The organism is Arcobacter sp. ISO1 (assembly GCF_058105185.1).
This window is the reverse complement of the sequence record NZ_CM176573.1, coordinates 1,474,712-1,494,399: the sequence shown is the minus strand read 5'-3', so window position 1 is coordinate 1,494,399 and position 19,688 is coordinate 1,474,712. Positions and strand designations below refer to the sequence as shown.

The window sequence follows — 19,688 nt, the reverse complement described above, 5'->3', positions numbered from 1 at the left end:
CTTTTAGTCTATTGAATCTAGTGCTTCAATACATAGTTTTGTTATTTTATCAAAATCATTATTAGTTATTGCATCTTTAGGAACAAACCATGTTCCACCAGCACACATAACATTTTTCAAAGTTAAAAATTCATTTAAATTTTCTAATTTTACTCCACCTGTTGGACAAAAATTCATTTTTGAAAATGGACCACTAAAAGCTTTTAAAATACCTACTCCACCTGCAATTGTTGCAGGGAAAAGTTTACAGTAAAAGATTCCATTATTTTGTGCTAGCATCACTTCACTTGCAGTTGCAACTCCTGGTATTAAAGTAATCTCATGTTTTTTTGCTGCATCTATTAACTCTTGTGAAATTCCAGGGGAAAAAGCAAACTTTGCTCCTACTTTTTTTGAGGCTATAATATCTTCTTCGTTACAAACCGTTCCTGTACCAACATTCATAGAAGGCATCTCTTTACTAATAATCTCAACCGCTTTTAGTCCAGCAGGTGTTCTAAGTGTGATTTCCATCACATTTACACCCCCTGCACTTAAAGCACGTGCAAGTGGTAGTGCATCTTTCTCATCATCTATTGCAATTACTGGAACTATTGGGGAAATACCCATTATATCTTTTGCTTTCATCTTTGTTTCCACTAGGCTCTCTCCTCTCCAACTAAATCAAAAATAGTAGCACCCTCTTCTGCACTACCAACACTTGCTCTAATAGTAGAGAATAGTTCCCTACCAAAGCCATGAACATTTGAACTTACATCAGGTAGTTCAATCTCTCTATTTTCAAGCTCAATTGTGTCAACAATTACACTAACTTCACCATTTTCAACATCAAACTTGATTAAATCTCCTGTATTAATTTTAGCAATAACTCCTCCGTCACTAGCTTCTGGTGTTAGATGAATAGCCGAAGGAACTTTTCCTGAAGCCCCTGACATTCTTCCATCTGTTAAAATTGCAACTTTAAAACCTCTATCTTGTAAACTTCCAAGTGGAGGCATCAGACCATGAAGTTCAGGCATACCATTTGATTTTGGACCTTGATAACGTACAACTGCAATAAAATCTTTTTCAAGCTCTCCAGCTTTAAATGCTATTTGAAGCTCATCTTGAGAGTTAAAGACAATTGCAGGAGCTTCTATTACCATATGCTCATTTTTTAATGCTGAAGTTTTAATAACACTTCTTCCAACATTTCCTTTTAGAAGTTTTATTCCACCCTCATTGAAAAATGGTTTTTGTACAGTTGAAACAATGTTTTCATCCCTTGAAACCTTAGGCCCTTCTTCAAAAATAACTTCATCACTATCTAGTTTTGGTTCAACTACAAAGTTTTCTAAACCAAAGCCAACTACAGTTTCAACATCATTATGAACTAATCCAGCATCTATAAGCTGTGAAATAACTACAGACATCCCACCTGCATCTCTAAAATGATTTACATCTGCACTTCCATTTGGATACATTTTACATAAAAGAGGAATTACTTTTGAAAGTTCATCAAAATCATCCCATGTTAGAACAATACCAGCTGCCTTTGCCATAGCTATTAAGTGGATTGTATGATTTGAAGAACCTCCTGTTGCCATAAGTCCTATGATTGCATTTACAAAAGATTTTTCATCTATCATTTCACCAATAGTTTTACCCTCTTTTTTTAGTTTAACTAAGGTTTGAGCAGCTTTTCTAGTAAGGGCATCACGAAGTGGTGTGTTTGTATTTACAAAAGAGGAGTTTGGAAGTTGTAATCCCATCATCTCTAAAAGCATCTGATTTGAGTTTGCAGTCCCATAAAAGGTACAAGTACCACTACTATGGTATGATTTGGATTCAACTTCAAGTAAAGCTTTTTCATCAACTTTACCTTGGGCAAACTCTTGTCTAACTTTTGCTTTTTGAGAATTTGAAATACCTGAAGGCATCGGTCCTGCTGGAACAAATATTGAAGGCAAATGACCAAATTGTAATGCGCCTATTAAAAGACCTGGAACAATTTTGTCACAAACTCCTAAATAAAAAGCTCCATCATAAACATTATGACTCATTCCTATAGCTGTACCCATTGCAATATTATCCCTAGAAAAAAGTGATAACTCCATTCCTGGCTGAGATTGAGTAACTCCATCACACATAGCTGGAACTGCTCCTGCTACTTGTGCAGTTGCACCATTATTAAAAAGTTCTCTTTTTAAAAGTGCGGGATAGACTGAATATGGTTCATGGGCTGAAAGCATATCATTATATGCTGTAATAATTGCCATATTTGGTGCAATTTCACCTGTCATTACATTTTTCTCTTCACTATTCATAGGTGCCATTGCATGGGCAATATTACTACAACCTAAAGTTTTTCTATTAACTGTTTGTTTTTTTGCTTTTTTTACTCTATCTAAATAGATTTCTCTACTTTTCTTAGAACGATTTATTATATTCTTTGTTACATTTTTTACTATTTCATTCATGTGTGATAAACCTCTATTAATCTTTCATTGTTTAACACAGCACTAATTGGAGTATTAAAAATATCCTTTGAGTTTAAGGCTTCTTCATATACTTTTAGTTTTTCTTCCCCTTCAATATGAAGAATGATATTTTTAGCACTTAAAATTGCACCTAGAGTCAAACTCATTCTATCATATGGTGCAGTATCTGGTTTTATAGAAATACATAGATTTTCATTTTTTAAATCGTATGCTTCTTTTAATTTCTCATTATTAGGGAAAAGTGATGCTGTGTGAGAGTCACCTCCCATACCTAAAATAATAACATCAAAAGGGAATACACTATCTTCATAAGTTAATGAACAATCTTCATCACTCTCATATGCACTCTTCCCTTCAATATACATTCCTACAAATTTAGCCTTTGAAGCATAATTTTGTATTAAATTCTCTTTTACAAGTAGTTCATTACTATCTTTATGTGTTGGCTCTAACCATCTATCATCAACAAGAGAAATAGTTACTTTTTCCCAAGGAATATCCATATTTGAAAGTTTTTGAAAAAGTGGTTTTGGGGTAGAACCTCCTGAAACTAGTAAACTAGCCTTTCCTTTTTCTTCGATTTCATCTTGTAATAGCTCAATTATATCTGAACTTAATTCCTCTAAAAGTTCCTCTTTTTTGTCAAATTTTTTTAAATTAGTCATCGTTCCAACTTCTTCCATCTTGAGCAATCATTTGAACTGCAGCTGTTGGACCGTCAGTTCCTGCTGTATATTTTTTCATTTGAACTAAATTTTGTTCCCAACCTTCTAGAATAGGATCAGCCCATCTCCATGCAGCTTCAACTTCATCAAGTCTCATAAATAATGTTGCATTTGCTCTAATTACATCTAAGATAAGTCTTTCATAGGCATCTGATTTTCTTTTATGAGTATGTGGTGCATTAAGTTCAAGATTTACCTCTTGAAGTTGCATAGTTTCACTAAGACCTGGGATTTTATTCATAAGTCTTAATTCGATTGATTCTTCAGGTTGAAGCTTTATTACAAGTTTATTATCAACAAGTGGAGAATGATTGTTTTTTTCAAAAATTGAGTGGGGCATAGTTTTAAACTGTATTACAACCTCTGAATTTCGTTTTTGCATCCTTTTTCCACTTCTTATATAAAATGGAACTCCATTCCATCTCCAATTATCTATATCAACTCTTACTGCTGCATAGGTTTCTGTATTACTCTCTTTTATATCTCCATCTAAATATCCAGGAACTGATTCTCCTATAGATGAACCAGCAGTATATTGAGCCCTAACAGTTTTTGTAGCTATTTCATGGGGAGAGATTGGTCTTAATGTTTTTAAAACTTTTACTTTTTCATCCCTAATATCATTTGCATCAAGTGAACATGGTGGTTCCATTCCAATTAGACATAATAATTGCAATAAATGGTTTTGAATCATATCTCTCATTGCACCATACTCATCATAATAACCCCATCTTCCTTCAGCTCCTACACTTTCTGCAACTGTAATTTGAACATGGTCAATATGATTTGAACTCCAAAGATGAACAAATAATCTATTTGAAAATCTAAGAGCCATAATATTTTGAACTGTATCTTTACCTAAATAATGATCAATCCTATAGATTTGATTCTCTTCAAAATATTTTAAAACTGTTTTATTAATTGCTTGAGATGATTCTAGGTCTCTTCCAAGTGGTTTTTCTAAAACTACCCTTGAGTTTTCAGTAATCAAGTTATTATGTGATAAAAACTTACAAATTCCACCAAAATAGTTTGGTGAAGTAGACAAATAGTTTACCCTATCTCGGTCAGGGAATTCATCAAGTATCTCTTTTAGTTTGTCATACCCTTCATTAGTACAAAAATCAATAGTTACTATATGTAACTTTTTTTTGAATCTTTCAAAATCCTCTTCAGTAAAACTTTTTTTTGGTAAAAATTCAATCAGTTTTTCTTTTACTAATTCAATATGTTGAAAATTGTTCATATCTCTTCTAGAAACAGTAATAACTCTACTATCACCGGCTAGATACTCATCTTTACATAAATGAAAAAGGGCAGGCATTAGCTTTCTAAAAGCTAAGTCACCATGCCCTCCAAATAAAATAAAATCGCATAAGTTGTCTTTAGTGTTCATTGTATACTTCTTTATGTTTTTTATATATTATACTTTATAAGTATTACAATTAGATTATTATTTTTTCTGTTTTTTATCCAATTCATAAAAATAATTAGTAGCTTCCACAAAACCTTCTACAGAACCACAATCAAATCTTTTCCCTTTGAACTTATAGGCTAATACCATACCTTTTTTTGCTTGTTCACAAAGTGAATCTGTTATTTGAAGTTCACCATTCTTACCTGGTTTTGTTTTTTCTATCACTTCAAAGATCTCTGGAGTTAAGATATATCTTCCTATTACTGCTAGATTAGATGGTGCTTTATCATTATCTGGTTTTTCTACCATATTTGATACCATAAACACTCCATCTTCCATAGGTTTACCTTCAATTACACCATATTTATGTACTTGATCTTTAGGCACTTCCATACAAGCTACGATACAACATTTATATTTATTATATAAATCAACCATTTGTTTTAAAATACCATCACCATCTGGGTTTACACAAAGGTCATCTGCAAGGATTACTGCAAAAGGATTTTGGAATCCTACTAAAACATTACCTTTATAGATTGCATCACCTAAACCTTTCATTTCATTTTGTCTAGTATAAGTAAAGGTACAAGTTTCCATAATCTTTCTAATATCTTTTAAAAGATCTTCTTTAGAGCTTCCTTGAATTTGATGTTCTAGTTCATATGAAATATCAAAGTGATCTGTAATTGCTCTTTTACCTCGTCCAGTAATTGTTGCCATAATATTACATCCAGCTTCCATCGCTTCTTCTACTCCATATTGGATTAATGGTTTTGTCAATATTGGAAGCATCTCTTTTGGCATTGCTTTTGTTGCTGGCAAAAACCTTGTCCCATATCCTGCTGCTGGAAACAGGCATTTTGTAATTTCGTTTGTTTTTTTACTCATTTTTCTTTTCCCTTTTATTTATTTAATTTCACCCTTAAGCCACATCATTTGATATGGTTCAAGTGTTATTTCACGTCTAGATTTACAATCATCACATTCATATTGGTTACAATTTGCTGATAAAATATCACACAATGGTGAAGTTATATTTTCAGGAACTGCAACAGTCACCTCTTCATTTGAAAAGTTATGAATTGCTAATATTCTTTCTTTGTTGTCCCTAGCTATTTGGTCAATGACAAATAATCTTTTATCTAAATCTAAAAATTCAAAATCCCCAAAAGGATTAAATGATTTTTCATTAATTCTTATTGATATTAACCTTTTATAAGAATCTAGCATTCTTTTTGCAAGTGTTCCTTGTGTAGAAAGTTCCTGCTCAAGCCAATCAAAGTTATATTTTTCCCTATTTATAGTTCTATTACTACCTGAGTGTTTTACCCCATCATGGTAGTTTCTTGAACCAACTAGAGAATGAAAATATACCCCAGGAACACCTGGCATAACTAATACAGTTGCTTGAGCTAAAAGCATTCTTTTAAATCTTATTTGGTCATCTTCATCTGGATGTGTTAAAGCATCAATATATGAACAGTTTAATTCATAAGGTGTCTGAGATCCATCTGATTCTGCTCTATATGAAACTAAACCTCCATGCTCTTTTACCTTGTCAACCATAGCATAAAGTTCATCATCACTTAAAATACCTTTTATTGGTCTCATACCAATACCATCATGACTTGCTGTAAAGTTAAAGAAACAAACTTTATCACTAGGTAAAGTTAAAGTTTTTGCCCAAGAAGTCAAAGTCTCTGTATTTCCATTTTGAATTGAATGAACTAAAAGAGGAGGTAAAGCAAAGTTATAAACCATTTGGGCTTCATCTGCACCACTTCCAAAATATGATACATTCTCATTGTGTGGTACATTTGTTTCGGTGATAATAATCACCTCAGGTGCAACTTCGTGAAGAACCTCTCTAATTAATTGAATTAATTCATGGGTTTGTGGTAAGTGAACACATTGGGTTCCAATATCTTTCCATACAAAGGCAATAGCATCAAGTCTAATTAATGTTGCACCTTTTTCAATATAATAAAAAAGTGCATCAAGAACATTTCTTAACACTCTATGATTTTTGTAGTTTAAATCAACTTGGTCTTTACTAAAAGTAGTCCAAACATGTCTTAGTTTCCCTTCGTCATCTATAAATTCACTTAGAACTGGAGTTGCTCTAGGCCTTACAACTTCGCTTAAATCAAGTGATGGGTCAACCTCAATAAAAAAATCTTGAAAATATCTATCCCCAGAAAGAAAAGCTTTAAACCAATCTGAAAATTGAGAAATGTGGTTAATTACTCCATCAACCATAACTCTATAATCAGCACCTAATTGTTCAATCTCTCTCCAAGATCCCATATGTGGATCTACTTCATTATAATTTACAACAGAAAAACCATCATCACTAGAATATGGATAAAAAGGTAAAATATGAACAGAATTTACAAAACCTTTTAAATGATTATCCATAAACTCTTTTAATGTTTGTAAAGAGGGCTCACACTCTCTATTTACTTGATCACCATAGGTAATCAAAATAATATCTTTTTCACTTAGGTGGTATTCATGGGATTTAATTCTTGATTTATATTTAAAAACCAAATCAATAATACTATGGACTGCTTTTTCAGCTATCTCTTCAGGATAAAGTCTATTAATTCTTTTATTTATTATATGATTTGGGTCGGAGATATGTTTCATTACTCATTATCCTTTCTTACATATTCTGAAAACTTGTAAGAGAAATCTGACATTACAGACCTTACTGTAATCCAAGAAGATAATGAGGGTATCCCCATAGGGTCTTCATAAAACTCTTGGGCTGCTTCTTTAATTGCAACTTGGAAAGCCTCAACAGCTTTAATCTCTTTTTCTCTGTTATATTCAAGCCCATTTAATTTACTTAAGGCATTGTATTTTGAAATTTCAAATCTTGATTCTTGGAAATATGTTGCCAAAAGGGTTTTAAATGAAGCTTCTGAAAAAACAATTCCCTCTTGGGCTAAAACTCTAAATATAGTTTTCGCAATATCATTTGCCATTTTATAAATTCCACCACCACTGTCAACACTTCCTAACTCTTGGTGTTTATGTTCATAGGTTTCCATTATCTCTGTTTGGCATATTCTTTTATTTGAAGTATTTTTATAAACTTCACTTAGTGTTGAAACCTCTAAACCCCATGTAGGTGAGATACCAATTCCTCTTCCAAGACTTCTAATAAAAGAAAATTCTCCTGATAATGAATACCTAAAACTTTCCATATAATCTAAATATCTATTTGAACCATAAACTTTTGTAAGTGCGTTAATTAATGGTGTATAAAGTAACCTTGTAGCTCTTCCATGAAGTTTATCTGTAACCCTTGAATAATAACCTTTGTTAAATTCGAAATCTAAAGCTGGGTGTATAATTGGATAAAAAAGTCTAGCTGGAATCTCTCTACTATAATTTACAATATCACAATCGTGTAAGGCAAAGGCATAAGCATCTTTATCTGCCATACCATAACCTATCATAGTCCATACATTTCTTCCTTTACCAGGAGTATCAAGTCCAGGGAAACCTTCTGCTGTTAAATCTTTATAAAGTTCTTTTATCCTTGGTCCATCATTCCATAATACATCTACTTTACAAGGTAAGACAGACATTAACTCTTTTACCTCTTCAAACTGCTCTTGTGTAGCTTTATCAAGTCCAAGTATAATTTTATATAAATAGTTAACACTTTTTAACTCTTCAATTATCTTTCCCATTGCAGGAGTCTCAAACTCTGAGTAAAGTGCTGGTAATAATAAAACCATTTTTCTTCTTGAACCAAAATCTTCTAACTCTTTTTCAATATCTTCTATTGGCCTATCACCAAGATTTTGTAAAGTTGTAATCACCCCATTTTGAAAAAAATCTGCCATTATCTCCCCTTTTTCTCTATTATTATAAAATCCATCACATTTGTACCGGTAATTCCTGTTACAAAATCAAAACCAAGTTTTTTAAAAAATGTATTAGAATCACTATTTTCTAAAAACTCTTTTGGATTTAATTTCATTTCATTCATCTTTTCAATAGTTTTGAAAGTTACAAATGCCCCATTTGCATCGGAGCGTCCATCAATACCATCACTTCCTGCACACAAAATTGAAATATCTTCATTTACTACATTTTCAAGTAGCAATCTTAAAGCAAGTTCTTGGTTTCTTCCACCATATCCTCCACCTGATTTAACTACTGTTGTTGTTTCCCCACCAAACAACAAAACAAAACTAGAATACTTTTTATCATATTCTTTTATCAATTTAGTTACAAACTTTGAGGCTTTTTTTGAAGGGTAGGCTAATGTTGTAGTGACTATTTCTACTTTTTCATAATCTTTTTTACAAAACTTTTTTGCTTCATTTAATGCAATTTTATTATTTCCAACTAAAGAGTGTTGAAATTTTCCATTATTCATTGGAGCAGAACCTATAATATTTAAATCATCCCCAATTACATCACTTAAAACTAATACTTTCCCATTGGCCTTAATATAATTAGCTAACTTTCCACCTTTTACTTGTGAAATAGACTTTCTGATTGTATTTAATGCTTTTATATCAATTCCTGATGTTAATAAAGAAGAAGAGGCTTTTATAAAATCTTCTAAACTAAGCCCTAAAATAGGTTTTTCAATCATAGCCGAAGCTCCACCTGAAAGTAAGAATATAAAATAGTCATCTTTTTTTATTTTCTTTACATTATCAATCAATTTACTCGCAGCTTCTTGACTTTTTGTTGTTACATTAGGGTGTGTTGATGTAAAGTGATCTAAATAAGTTAAATTCCCTTGGGAAGTTGAGACAATAAATCCACCCTTTATTTTTTTCCCAATTATATCTTCACACTCTTTTGCCATGGAAAAAGCTGCCTTACCAACTCCAAAAATATAAAGATTATTAAATTTTTTCAAATCCACTTTCTCATTAGAAATTGTTAATATATTTTTTTCTAAAGAGATATTATCTTTAATTATAGACTTAGCTTTTACCTTATTTAATGCTTTAAAATAGATTTTTTCTAAATTTTTCTTAGACATTTTTTAACACCATCTCATTCCAGCCTTTTGAGCCTTTAAATTCTGATTTTTGAATATTTTCAACTTTAGCTTCAACATATTTACCTTTATGGTTTTTGATAACTATAGGAATATCAACATTTTCAAACATAACAATATCATTTGGTCCATCACCTAAACCAATTGTCTTTATATCATCATCATAAATTCTTTCAAAAATCTTTTTTGCTTTTTTAACTGCAATACCTTTATCTTGAAATTCACCAATTAAATGATAAAACCTACCACCTTCTGTAATTTTAATATTATATGTAAGTGCAAGATTTTTTAAATTTTTTAATTTTGCTTTATCTTCCAATAAAAAAGGCTCAGTAAAATCTCTTTGTTTTGAAAGCTTTGCATCATCTATACTTAAACCTGTATGTTTTACTATATCATTTATACTCATATCTGAAAAACCTATTAAACCAAACTCACTTTTATATTTATTATAAAAGTTTAGTACTTGTTTGTATTTAAGTCCAAGTTGTAAAATATAGTAACCATGATACTCATCTAAAAAGGAAAGGTCAAAATTTTGATAATCTTTTGGGAAAAATATTGCAGCACCATTTTCAACAATAAAAGGTTCATTTATCCCAACTTTTTGCTGAAGTAATTCCACCTCAACTCTAGTTTTACTTGTGGTGAATAATAATGGAATTTTTTTTTCGTTGATTAATTTAAGGGAATCCTTTGAAGAATCAAAAGAATAATCATCATGATTTAAAAAAGTTCCATCTAAATCTGTAAATATTACTGTTTTCATGTATAAAGTATATCATTTTATAAACATAAGTATATATTTTGTCTATATATTTTATATACAATATATTAATTAGTTACAAACTTGTAAAAAAAATATTTATAAAGTTTTAACTTTCTTTCAATAAAATTACATTATCACAAAAGGGAGAATTATGGATTCACAAACACAGATGATTATTGTACTTATTATTGTACTAACTGCATCATTTTTAACATGGAAGATTGTAAAAGATTTTTATAAAGAAAGATTTCACATGGTATTTACACATTTGATTGCTGTAACAACAGCTTCATTTATGTTCTTATCTAGTATGTCTTTATTTGTACCAAGAAACTATCAAAGGGGAACAAGTCCTGAAGTGGAGATAAGTTTTTCTGCGATTGCAATTGTTATTGCAATGTTAGTAGTGATTTTTTTCTTTTTTAAATATCTACCTAATAGAAACAAATAATTTAGTATTACTTTTCCAAAATCATTAAAGTATCTTTAAAGCTTAATGGTTTTGAGAAAAGATAACCTTGTCCAAAATCACAATTTATAGATTGTAAAAAATTTTCTTGCTCTTTATATTCTATACCTTCAGCAACTACACTAAAACCTAAACTTTTTGATAAAACAACTATTGCTTTTACTATTTGAACATTATTGTTATCATCTGGAGTTCCATCAACAAATGATTTATCAACTTTTATAATATCAATTGGAAATTTAGTTAAATACCCCATTGATGAGTAACCTGTTCCAAAATCATCAATAGAAAATCTAAAACCTAAATCTCTTAATTCATCCATAGTACTTAAATTACTTTGAGAATACTCCATAACATATCGTTCTGTTACCTCTAATTCAATCTCACTTGGTTTTAAATTATATTTACAAACAATATAAAAAATATCATTAACAAAATTTTTATCTTTGAACTGAACACTTGAGATATTTATAGCTATATATTTTAATCTTTTATTTACTTTTTTAAATTCAACAAAATCTTCACAAGCTTGTTCAAACACAAATTTCCCAATATCATAGATCATACCATTATCTTCTGCTATTGGAATGAATTTATCAGGTCTTACATAACCTAAGTCTTTACTTTGCCATCTAACTAAAGCCTCAAAAGAAGTCACCTTTTTAGTTTCTAAGTTATATTGAGGTTGATAATTTAAATAAAATTCATTATTAGAAATAGCAGATTTTAATGATTGTTCAATTTTAAGTTGGGCATGAACATCAAGTGAAAGTTTTTCGTCATAAAATTGGTAATTGTTTTTTCCTAGTTTTTTAGCATAATACATAGCTGTATCTGCATTTTTAATAAGTGAAGTGATATCTCTCCCATCTTCAGGGAAAACTGCAACACCAATACTTGCAGTTGTATTTAGATTATTTCCTTCTATGACAATAGGTTCTTTAATGATATTTAATATCTTTTCACAAACAAAACCTGAGCCTTTTTTATTTCTAGAAGTATCTAATACTACAATAAACTCATCACCACCCATTCTAGCAAGAATATCAGTTTCTCTTAAAACAGATTTTATTCTATTTGCAACAACTTTTAATAACTCATCACCAATTCCATGACCTAAGGTGTCATTGATTATTTTAAATCTATCTAAATCAATAAATAAAACAAAAATTTCAAGCTCATTTCTAGTGGCAATATTAATGGTATATTCTAGATCTGATTCTAGTTTTAGTCTATTTGGTAAAGAGGTTAAACTATCATGATAAGCCAAAAATTCAGCTTTTTTCTGAGATTTAATTATCTCTTGTAAACTTGTATGAACAGCTACGTATCTTGATATTTCTCCATTATTATTCTTAATTGCAGAGATATTAAGCCAAATAGGAATCATCTCCCCTGACTTTTTCTTATCATAAATTTTTCCTCTCCACGAACCCTTCTCTTTTAAGTCTTGCCACATCTTTTTATAAAAAATAAAATCATGAAAACCAGATTTAAATAAGCTTGGTTTTTCTCCAATTAATTCATTCTTTGAATATCCCAAAATTGATTCAAAACTTCTATTTACTGTTAATATTTTTTTATCAGCACCACATATTAAAATACCCTCTTTGATATTTTCAAAAATTGCAGCTGAAAGTTTTAACTCTTCGCTTTGTTCTATATATTCAGTAATATCAAGTTTTATAGCCAGATAATTTGTGATTTTTTCATCAATTTTAATTGGAACAATGGAAGCTTTTTCGTAAAATAAAGTGCCATCTTTTTTCTTATTTACAAATTCACCTTCCCATTTATCACCACGTTCAAGCTTTCTATTTAAATCATCATAAACATCTTGAGGTGTATCACCTGAACCTAAAACATGTGGAGTTTGACCAAAAACATCATCTTTTAAATACCCAGTGATTTTTTCAAAATTATCATTAACATATAAAATATTTTTCTTTGCATCTGTTAATACAATTGAATTATCACTATTTTCAACGGCATATTTAAATGCAGCTAATTCATTTTTAACTTTTTTAGCTTTTATATGCTGTTTATACATTAAATACAAAATTATGATAATTAAAATAAAGAAAATAAAGGCAATTAAAAATTGATTTTTTAATTTCTCATTGTAAATTTTTTCTAAATTTAATTGTGATTTTTGGATATTATCTAATAATTTTAAATCATATATTTCCACTCTTAACTTCTCTAAAAAATTAAGATTTTCTATAAACTTTTTTGCATGTATTATAAAAAGTTGGTCTTTGTGAGTTAAATGGTTTCTATTTTCTTCTTCTAATTTGTTTATTAGATTAGTTATATCTTTTTCATTTTTATCAATTTTGATAAACTCTTGCATTATTAAAAAAGTGATTTCCTCAAAAAGATTTTTCTTTTCTTCTTTTATATTTTCAGGCAAAACATGATTTAGTTCATATATATAATGTAAAGAGTTTAAAAGTGATGCTTGTCTAGATTTAAATTTTTCTACTAATTCTGTTTTCTTTAAAAAAAGTTCTTTAATTTTTTTAATATTTAAATAAAGTTCTTCTCCAAACTCTTTTTCTACATCTTTATTTAAAATATTTTCTAAAGAGTTTTCAAATTTATTTGTTTGAAAAACTATTGTATCAAAATTGATAAACTTATCTCTTTTCTCTAAAAAGTTATTTATAAAAAGATTTGAAATCATCATTTTATTTAGATTGTTTTTATAGTTTTCATAACTTGATTTACTGTTTTCTAAAGAGAAAAGATATGAAAACAAAGCTACAACAACTACACTAAAAAAAAGCAGTTGAACTATAAATGAATCTTTAAATTTAATCACAAAAAACTACTTTATTATCTTTATTTTACCCGTTAAGGTTTTCAAAAAAGCCGTAATTTTATCAATCTCTTCATCATTTATTGGTCTACCTAGTTGAACTAATGCCATAATTTTTACAGCATTTTTCAAATCATATTCTCTTCCATCATGAAAATATGGAGCTGTTAACTCTATATTTCTAAGTGTAGGAACTTTGAAATAAAACTTATCATCCTCATCTTTTGTAATATTATATCTTCCAAAATTAAAATTTTTTACATCTACGACTGCACCAAAAATATTATAATGATTTCCACCAACATTTATTCCATGATGACATGTTATACAGCCTTTATTTTTAAACAGTTCAAATCCTTCTTTTTCATATTTTGTTATAGCTTTCTCATCTCCAAGCAAATATTTATCAAATCTTGAATTTGGAGTAATAAGTGTTTTCTCAAATTCTGCTATAGCATCTACAATATTATCTTTTGTTATGCCATCTTTATATACACTAAAAAACTTACTGTAGTAATGTGAATTTTTTAGTTTGTATACTAAATCATTTAGATTGTGGGCCATTTCAATTGGATTTTCAATGGGACCTAAAGCTTGTTCTTTTAAATCTTTTGCCCTGCCATCCCAAAATTGTCTGAAGTTAAATACTGAATTTAGAACTGTCGGAGCATTTAATTTACCAAGTGCTCCTTTAACTCCAACAGAAAATTGAAGTCCATCATCACCACCATCTTCTAAATTATGACAAGTTGCACAAGATATTGTTTCATCTATTGAAAGTTTTACATCAAAGAAAAGTTCTTTCCCTAAAAGTGCTTTTTTTCTATCAATATCAATAGTTTGAGGTATAGGCAAAATACTTACTGCGAGCAAGTTTTTACAAATAATAATATTGATTATAAGTATGAAGAAAAGTCTATACATCTGCTGTCCCAACGATTAGTAATGAACTATTATAGCATAGCTTGGGACAAATAATAATTAAAAATAAACTTCAGTTATTGGCAAGATTCACAAATACCATAAATTTGCATTGAATGACTTGTTATTTTAAATTTGTTCTTCTTTGCAATTCTTTCTTGTCTTTTCTCTATCTCTTCATCCATAAATTCAACAATTTTACCGCAATTAGTACAAATTAAATGGTCATGATGATCTTTCGTATTACTCTCATATTTTTTCCCATCTGCACCAAAAGTTATTGAAGTGATTAAATTTACTTCTTCTAAGAAACTTAAAGCTCTATATACTGTAGCTATTCCAATATTTGAATCTGTTTTTTTTGTTTTGATAAGATTATAAATTTCTTCTGCAGTTAAGTGATCATCAGCGTGAAGTAAAACATTTAAAACTACCTCTCTTTGTTCTGTATATTTTAAACCTTTTTGTTTTACTATTTTCTTTAGTTCTTCAATTACTTCTTCACTTTTAACCATAATTACACCTTTTTTTTTCTAATCAATAATTATTACAAAATATAGATTAAAAAATGTATATTTATAGTTTTTAATAATTAGTATTAAAATTAAAAGTGAAGTATAAGTTAAGTTTAACTACAATTACTTGATAATAATTATTAAAATAAGTAAAGGCTACCAATGAAGTTAAGTGAATTACAAAAAGGCGAATGTGGTAAGATTATTTCAATTGATTCAGATTCTGTCTTAAAATCAAGATTTAGCTCTTTTGGAATTACTAGAAATTCTCTTGTTTATGTGATTGAACAAACTATTTCAAAAAATACAATTGAAATAAGAATAAATAACACAAAAATTGCATTAAGATTAAGTGAAGCAAATACAATAGAGGTAGAAAAATCAGAATGCGAGATATAAAAAATAAAAAAACTATAAAAATTGCCTTGGTTGGACAGCCAAATGTTGGTAAATCAATGCTTATCAACTCAATTTCCAATTCAAGATTAAAAGTTGGTAATTTTTCTGGTGTTACAGTAGAAAAAACTCAAATAGAATTTGAATTTAAAGATTATTATTTTGAGATTACTGACCTACCAGGTTCTTATTCTTTAACTGAATATACCCTAGAAGAAAGAGTTACAAAAAACTATTTGGAAGATGGTGTTTATGACATCATTTTAAATGTACTTGATTCCACTAACTTAGAAAGAAACCTTTATCTTACAAATGAACTACTTGTACTAGATAAAAAAATGGTTTTGGCTTTAAATATGACTGACGAGGCACAAAATGAGGGAATAATAATAGATGAAAAACAATTAAGTAAAATAATTGGTAAACCTTGTGTTAAAACCTCTGCAAAAGATAGATCAGGAATTGAAGAACTAATTGATACTATTATATTGAAATATGAATCACCAAAATTCCAAACAAAATTAATTTTTTCTGATGTTATTGAAGAAGAGATTGATAACATCAAAAGATTATTATTTGAAAAAAGATTTAGAAGTGATATTCACTATAGAGAGATTGCAATTAAATTATTAAAAGAGGATAAAAAAACATTCTTAAAATTCCATGATGAACCTATATGGATTGAGTTACAACCACTTTTAAGTGAAGCCTTTGAACATATATATTTACATTATGGAACAAAAAATATTGAAGATATTTTTGAAGATGAGAAATTTGCATTTGCAAAAGGTGCTGTAACAGAAACAGTAAAAGAGAAAAAAGAGATTGTTGAGAAAACACTTACAGAAAAAATTGACTCAATTCTGATCCATAAATTTTTAGGTCTACCAATTTTTATATTTTTAATGTGGGGACTTTTTCAATTAACCTTTGAGATTGGTTCAATTCCAATGGATTTAATTGATGCTTTTTTTGCTAGTTTAATTGATAGTACAAAAGAGATTTTAGGGGATAGTCAACTATCTTCAATTATAGCAGATGGGGCAATTGCAGGGGTTGGTGCTGTTGTTTTATTTTTACCTAATATTGTTATTTTATTTTTAGGGATAGCCTTACTTGAAACAACTGGTTATATGAGTAGAGTTGCTTTTTTACTTGATGGTTTCTTTCATAAATTTGGTTTACATGGTAAATCTTTTATTCCATTAGTTACTGGTTTTGGCTGTTCAGTTCCAGCATATATGGCTGCAAGAACCTTGAAAAATGAAAGGGATAGATTACTTACTCTTTTTATCATAGGTTTTATGAGTTGTGGTGCAAGGCTTCCAATATATGTTCTTTTTACAGGAGCATTTTTTGCTGGAAATAATGCAGGAAATATATTATTCCTTATATACATAGCAGGAGCTATTTTAGGGTTAATCGCTGCAAAAGTTTTAAAAATAGTTGTGTTTAAAAGTGAAGATGAACCATTTGTAATGGAGATGCCAAAATATAGAATGCCTTCATTAAAACTTATTTGGCATACAGTTTCAAATCAAGCATTAATGTATCTAAAAAAAGCAGGTACTTATATCCTTGCAGCTTCAATATTAATCTGGTTTGCTTCAAACTATCCTAAATATGAAGAGTATGAAGAACAAATAAACCAAAAAATAGAATTAGCAACATCTGAAGAGGAAAGATACGAATTACAAAATACTCTAACTCAATATAATCTTGAAAATTCATATTTAGGAAAAGTTGGTAAATTTACAGAACCACTTTTTGAGCCCCTTGGTTTTGATTGGAAAATGACAATTGCACTAGAAACAGGTCTTGCTGCAAAAGAAATTGTTGTATCAACATTGGGAATTTTGTATGGTTTAGGTGAAGAATTAGATGAAAATAGTAAAGGATTAATTGAAAAGATTAGAAATAATATTCCAATGGCTTCAGCCTTAGCATTTATAGTTTTTGTAATGATTTATTTACCTTGTTTAGCAGCATCAATGGTGTTTGCTAGAGAAGCAGGAGGATGGAAGTATTTATTTTATCTTTTTGTATTTACAACAACCACGGCATGGATTCTTTCGTTTATAACTTATCAAATAGCTAGTTTCTTTCTAGCTTAAAAAATAGTTTTAAGAGTTTTAAAATTTAAAACTCTTATTCTATTGAAAAAGTTGTAGTAGTTTCAACATCACCTTCAATAACTTTAAATTGCCAAAGACCTTTTTTTCTACCTTCGACATATCTAAAATCATAAATAGATCCATGTCCTGCAGGGATTATAATAGGTCTTTCCCTAGATATTTCACCATTAGGGTCAATCCATTGAATAATAATCTCTTTATCTTCTTCTGCTCTTTCATGGAGATATTTACAAATAATTGAGTTTTCATCTTGTAAGATAAGACAATCAGCACTATTCATTTGTGTTTCATCTACAAAATTTTCTTCACCTTCGGCAAAAACAAAAGACACACAAAACAACAAACTAAAAAGTAATCTTTTCATTTTATCTCACTTAAAAAATTTAAAAATTATACCATAAAAGGTATCAAGGTTCATATTTTTTCCAAATAGTTTCTTCTTGTAAAGAAACTCTATTTGTTAAAACTTCAAAAGGCTTATAATGTTCTTTATATCCCATAGAAAAATGATCTTTTATCCAATAACCTAAATAAATATATGGAATTTTCAACTCTTTAGCAATTTTTATTTGTGCTAAAATTGAAAATTTACCAATTGATAAATCTTGGTAATCATGGTCATAAAAACAATAAATTGAAGAGATAGCATTAGGTAAAATATCGACTAAGGCAACTCCAACTAATTTTTTATCCCGAACATACAAAAACTCTTTTGTAAACTCATCTTTTCCTTGCACATATGACCTATCATATTCAGATGGCTCTATTGGAGTATATGTCCAATTTTTCTTTTTATTCATTTCATGATGGTATTTATCATACAATTTCAAATGATCTAAAGTCAAAGATGGTGCTTGAATATAAACTTTTGTGTCTAAATTCTTTTTAAATACTCTTTTTTCAGAACGGGAAAATTTATAATTTTCAACATCGATTCTCATAGATATACATTTTGTGCAATTTTTACATTCTGGAACAAAGTGCATTTTACCAAATCTACGCCATCCATGTTCAAGCATATTTTGATAATCTTCTTGTTCGCATTTATGAATATATCTATATCTTATATCTGAAATTTCATCATCAAAATAAGAGCAATCTCTATTCTCTTCTACAAACTCTACATCTCGTTCTAAAATATGCATAATTATTCGTTTATTTTTTCTTTTATAATTTTTGCAGTTTCACAAATTTTGCTAATTTTTTCATTGTTTGATAAACTTTCATCAATCAAATGCTTAACAAAACTACTTCCCACAATCACACCATCAACACCTATTGACTTCTCTTTACAAGTTTTCTCATCTACACCAAAGCCAATATAAAGTGGGGTATTAGAGTATTTTTTCACTGTATCAATTATAGTTGTTAAATCCTCTTTTTGTCCACTTCCTGTAATCCCTGCATAAGCAACCATATAAATAAATTTTTGAGCATGCTCAACAACTTTTTTTATTCTATTTTCACTATGAGTTGGAGCAACAAAAGTAATATTCGCTTTATCATACTTTTTAAATAATGAATTTAAAAGTAATGACTCTTCAAAAGGTAAATCAGGGATAATCATTCCATTAACCCCATATTCTTTTGCCTTTATTAAAAAGTTTTCCATACCATAATGGAAAAATGGATTCATATAACCCATCCATAACATATCCATATTTGGTGCAATTTTTGAAGTAACTTCAAATAAATCTTTTAAAGAAAACCCTGCTTCTAAAGCAATCTGATTTGCTTTTTCAATAACTGGACCGTCTGCAACTGGGTCTGAAAATGGAACCCCAAGTTCTAAAGTATCAACTCCTGCATCTTTCATACTAAGTGCTAAATCAACTGTAAAGTTGTTATCAGGAATTGAAGAAGTAATATATCCTACTAATTTTTTCAAAATTTAAATCCTATAAAATATTTCATTTTGAAGAAGATTTTATCGAAATTAATCTTGATTTGATATGAGTATATGTTTAGAATATATTTTTTAAGTTTTACAAAATAATAA

The 19,688-nt window shown here is 29.1% G+C and carries 18 protein-coding genes; 3 read left to right on the top strand and 15 right to left on the bottom strand.

From position 1 onward, the window contains the following. Nucleotides 1-3: 3 nt before the first annotated feature. The 9 genes from eda to AC2TY9_RS07335 are packed head-to-tail and all read right to left on the bottom strand — an operon-like array spanning nt 4 to nt 10,432. On the bottom strand, nt 4-639 hold the full coding sequence (gene eda / locus AC2TY9_RS07375; RefSeq protein ID WP_489780302.1) for a bifunctional 4-hydroxy-2-oxoglutarate aldolase/2-dehydro-3-deoxy-phosphogluconate aldolase: 636 nt from the start codon (nt 637-639) through the stop codon (nt 4-6). Next, the gene (gene edd / locus AC2TY9_RS07370; protein WP_489780301.1) at nt 639-2,459 is read right to left on the bottom strand and encodes a phosphogluconate dehydratase; all 1,821 of its coding nucleotides are present in this window, start codon (nt 2,457-2,459) and stop codon (nt 639-641) included. Before edd ends, eda begins: the two co-directional genes overlap by 1 nt. After that, entirely contained in the window at nt 2,456-3,145 is a 690-nt protein-coding gene (gene pgl / locus AC2TY9_RS07365; RefSeq protein ID WP_489780300.1) for a 6-phosphogluconolactonase, read from the bottom strand. The genes edd and pgl overlap by 4 nt, the downstream gene beginning before the upstream one ends. Then, the gene (gene zwf, locus AC2TY9_RS07360; protein WP_489780299.1) at nt 3,138-4,601 is read right to left on the bottom strand and encodes a glucose-6-phosphate dehydrogenase; all 1,464 of its coding nucleotides are present in this window, start codon (nt 4,599-4,601) and stop codon (nt 3,138-3,140) included. Before zwf ends, pgl begins: the two co-directional genes overlap by 8 nt. A gap of 57 nt (nt 4,602-4,658) precedes the next feature. Beyond that, nucleotides 4,659-5,513: a UTP--glucose-1-phosphate uridylyltransferase GalU gene (gene galU / locus AC2TY9_RS07355; protein ID WP_489780298.1), complete on the bottom strand. Its 855-nt coding sequence runs from the start codon at nt 5,511-5,513 to the stop codon at nt 4,659-4,661. 18 nt (nt 5,514-5,531) lie between these two features. Continuing rightward, nucleotides 5,532-7,274 (bottom strand): alpha-amylase family glycosyl hydrolase, encoded by a 1,743-nt coding sequence (locus tag AC2TY9_RS07350; RefSeq protein WP_489780297.1) that lies wholly within the window; start codon nt 7,272-7,274, stop codon nt 5,532-5,534. Further along, nucleotides 7,274-8,485, bottom strand: coding sequence for a glycosyltransferase family protein (locus AC2TY9_RS07345; protein ID WP_489780296.1), 1,212 nt, complete (start codon nt 8,483-8,485; stop codon nt 7,274-7,276). The genes AC2TY9_RS07350 and AC2TY9_RS07345 overlap by 1 nt, the downstream gene beginning before the upstream one ends. Continuing rightward, the gene (locus AC2TY9_RS07340; RefSeq protein WP_489780295.1) at nt 8,485-9,645 is read right to left on the bottom strand and encodes a glycerate kinase type-2 family protein; all 1,161 of its coding nucleotides are present in this window, start codon (nt 9,643-9,645) and stop codon (nt 8,485-8,487) included. The genes AC2TY9_RS07345 and AC2TY9_RS07340 overlap by 1 nt, the downstream gene beginning before the upstream one ends. Next, a complete protein-coding gene (locus AC2TY9_RS07335) occupies nt 9,638-10,432 on the bottom strand; it encodes an HAD-IIB family hydrolase (protein ID WP_489780294.1) in 795 nt (264 codons plus the stop codon). The genes AC2TY9_RS07340 and AC2TY9_RS07335 overlap by 8 nt, the downstream gene beginning before the upstream one ends. A gap of 151 nt (nt 10,433-10,583) precedes the next feature. Between AC2TY9_RS07335 and AC2TY9_RS07330 the strand changes: the two genes are divergently transcribed. Beyond that, entirely contained in the window at nt 10,584-10,883 is a 300-nt protein-coding gene (locus AC2TY9_RS07330) for a hypothetical protein (protein ID WP_489780293.1), read from the top strand. Nucleotides 10,884-10,890: 7 nt separating this feature from the next. Here the strand turns inward: AC2TY9_RS07330 and AC2TY9_RS07325 are convergent, their stop codons facing one another. The 3 genes from AC2TY9_RS07325 to AC2TY9_RS07315 form a co-directional block, all read right to left on the bottom strand. Continuing rightward, nucleotides 10,891-13,725, bottom strand: a complete 2,835-nt coding sequence (locus tag AC2TY9_RS07325; protein ID WP_489780292.1) for an EAL domain-containing protein — start codon at nt 13,723-13,725, stop codon at nt 10,891-10,893. Nucleotides 13,726-13,731: 6 nt separating this feature from the next. Further along, nucleotides 13,732-14,646 (bottom strand): cytochrome-c peroxidase, encoded by a 915-nt coding sequence (locus tag AC2TY9_RS07320; protein WP_489780291.1) that lies wholly within the window; start codon nt 14,644-14,646, stop codon nt 13,732-13,734. Nucleotides 14,647-14,720: 74 nt separating this feature from the next. After that, on the bottom strand, nt 14,721-15,158 hold the full coding sequence (locus tag AC2TY9_RS07315; RefSeq protein WP_489780290.1) for a Fur family transcriptional regulator: 438 nt from the start codon (nt 15,156-15,158) through the stop codon (nt 14,721-14,723). A 162-nt stretch (nt 15,159-15,320) separates the two neighbouring features. Here AC2TY9_RS07315 and AC2TY9_RS07310 point away from each other — a divergent pair, with 162 nt between their 5' ends. Continuing rightward, a complete protein-coding gene (locus AC2TY9_RS07310) occupies nt 15,321-15,557 on the top strand; it encodes a FeoA family protein (RefSeq protein WP_489780289.1) in 237 nt (78 codons plus the stop codon). Continuing rightward, nucleotides 15,545-17,668, top strand: a complete 2,124-nt coding sequence (feoB, locus tag AC2TY9_RS07305) for a ferrous iron transport protein B (RefSeq protein WP_489780288.1) — start codon at nt 15,545-15,547, stop codon at nt 17,666-17,668. Before AC2TY9_RS07310 ends, feoB begins: the two co-directional genes overlap by 13 nt. A gap of 34 nt (nt 17,669-17,702) precedes the next feature. Here feoB and AC2TY9_RS07300 read toward each other — a convergent pair whose 3' ends face one another. From AC2TY9_RS07300 to trpA, 3 genes are read right to left on the bottom strand one after another with little or no spacing between them, the layout of a single operon-like run. Further along, a complete protein-coding gene (locus AC2TY9_RS07300) occupies nt 17,703-18,053 on the bottom strand; it encodes a hypothetical protein (protein ID WP_489780287.1) in 351 nt (116 codons plus the stop codon). Nucleotides 18,054-18,096: 43 nt separating this feature from the next. Beyond that, nucleotides 18,097-18,834: an arginyltransferase gene (locus tag AC2TY9_RS07295; protein ID WP_489780286.1), complete on the bottom strand. Its 738-nt coding sequence runs from the start codon at nt 18,832-18,834 to the stop codon at nt 18,097-18,099. A gap of 2 nt (nt 18,835-18,836) precedes the next feature. Next, entirely contained in the window at nt 18,837-19,577 is a 741-nt protein-coding gene (gene trpA / locus AC2TY9_RS07290; RefSeq protein ID WP_489780285.1) for a tryptophan synthase subunit alpha, read from the bottom strand. Nucleotides 19,578-19,688 lie beyond the last annotated feature (111 nt).

Bases quoted from the DNA above. Each gene is read 5' to 3' on its own strand.
- AC2TY9_RS07335 (WP_489780294.1), bottom strand. From the start codon at position 10,432: ATGAAAACAGTAATATTTACAGATTTAGATGGAACTTTTTTAAATCAT.
- AC2TY9_RS07310 (WP_489780289.1), top strand. From the start codon at position 15,321: ATGAAGTTAAGTGAATTACAAAAAGGCGAATGTGGTAAGATTATTTCA.
- edd (WP_489780301.1), bottom strand. From the start codon at position 2,459: ATGAATGAAATAGTAAAAAATGTAACAAAGAATATAATAAATCGTTCT.
- zwf (WP_489780299.1), bottom strand. From the start codon at position 4,601: ATGAACACTAAAGACAACTTATGCGATTTTATTTTATTTGGAGGGCAT.
- AC2TY9_RS07315 (WP_489780290.1), bottom strand. From the start codon at position 15,158: ATGGTTAAAAGTGAAGAAGTAATTGAAGAACTAAAGAAAATAGTAAAA.
- AC2TY9_RS07295 (WP_489780286.1), bottom strand. From the start codon at position 18,834: ATGCATATTTTAGAACGAGATGTAGAGTTTGTAGAAGAGAATAGAGAT.
- AC2TY9_RS07300 (WP_489780287.1), bottom strand. From the start codon at position 18,053: ATGAAAAGATTACTTTTTAGTTTGTTGTTTTGTGTGTCTTTTGTTTTT.
- galU (WP_489780298.1), bottom strand. From the start codon at position 5,513: ATGAGTAAAAAAACAAACGAAATTACAAAATGCCTGTTTCCAGCAGCA.
- AC2TY9_RS07340 (WP_489780295.1), bottom strand. From the start codon at position 9,645: ATGTCTAAGAAAAATTTAGAAAAAATCTATTTTAAAGCATTAAATAAG.
- AC2TY9_RS07330 (WP_489780293.1), top strand. From the start codon at position 10,584: ATGGATTCACAAACACAGATGATTATTGTACTTATTATTGTACTAACT.
- AC2TY9_RS07345 (WP_489780296.1), bottom strand. From the start codon at position 8,485: ATGGCAGATTTTTTTCAAAATGGGGTGATTACAACTTTACAAAATCTT.
- feoB (WP_489780288.1), top strand. From the start codon at position 15,545: ATGCGAGATATAAAAAATAAAAAAACTATAAAAATTGCCTTGGTTGGA.
- AC2TY9_RS07320 (WP_489780291.1), bottom strand. From the start codon at position 14,646: ATGTATAGACTTTTCTTCATACTTATAATCAATATTATTATTTGTAAA.
- AC2TY9_RS07350 (WP_489780297.1), bottom strand. From the start codon at position 7,274: ATGAAACATATCTCCGACCCAAATCATATAATAAATAAAAGAATTAAT.
- pgl (WP_489780300.1), bottom strand. From the start codon at position 3,145: ATGACTAATTTAAAAAAATTTGACAAAAAAGAGGAACTTTTAGAGGAA.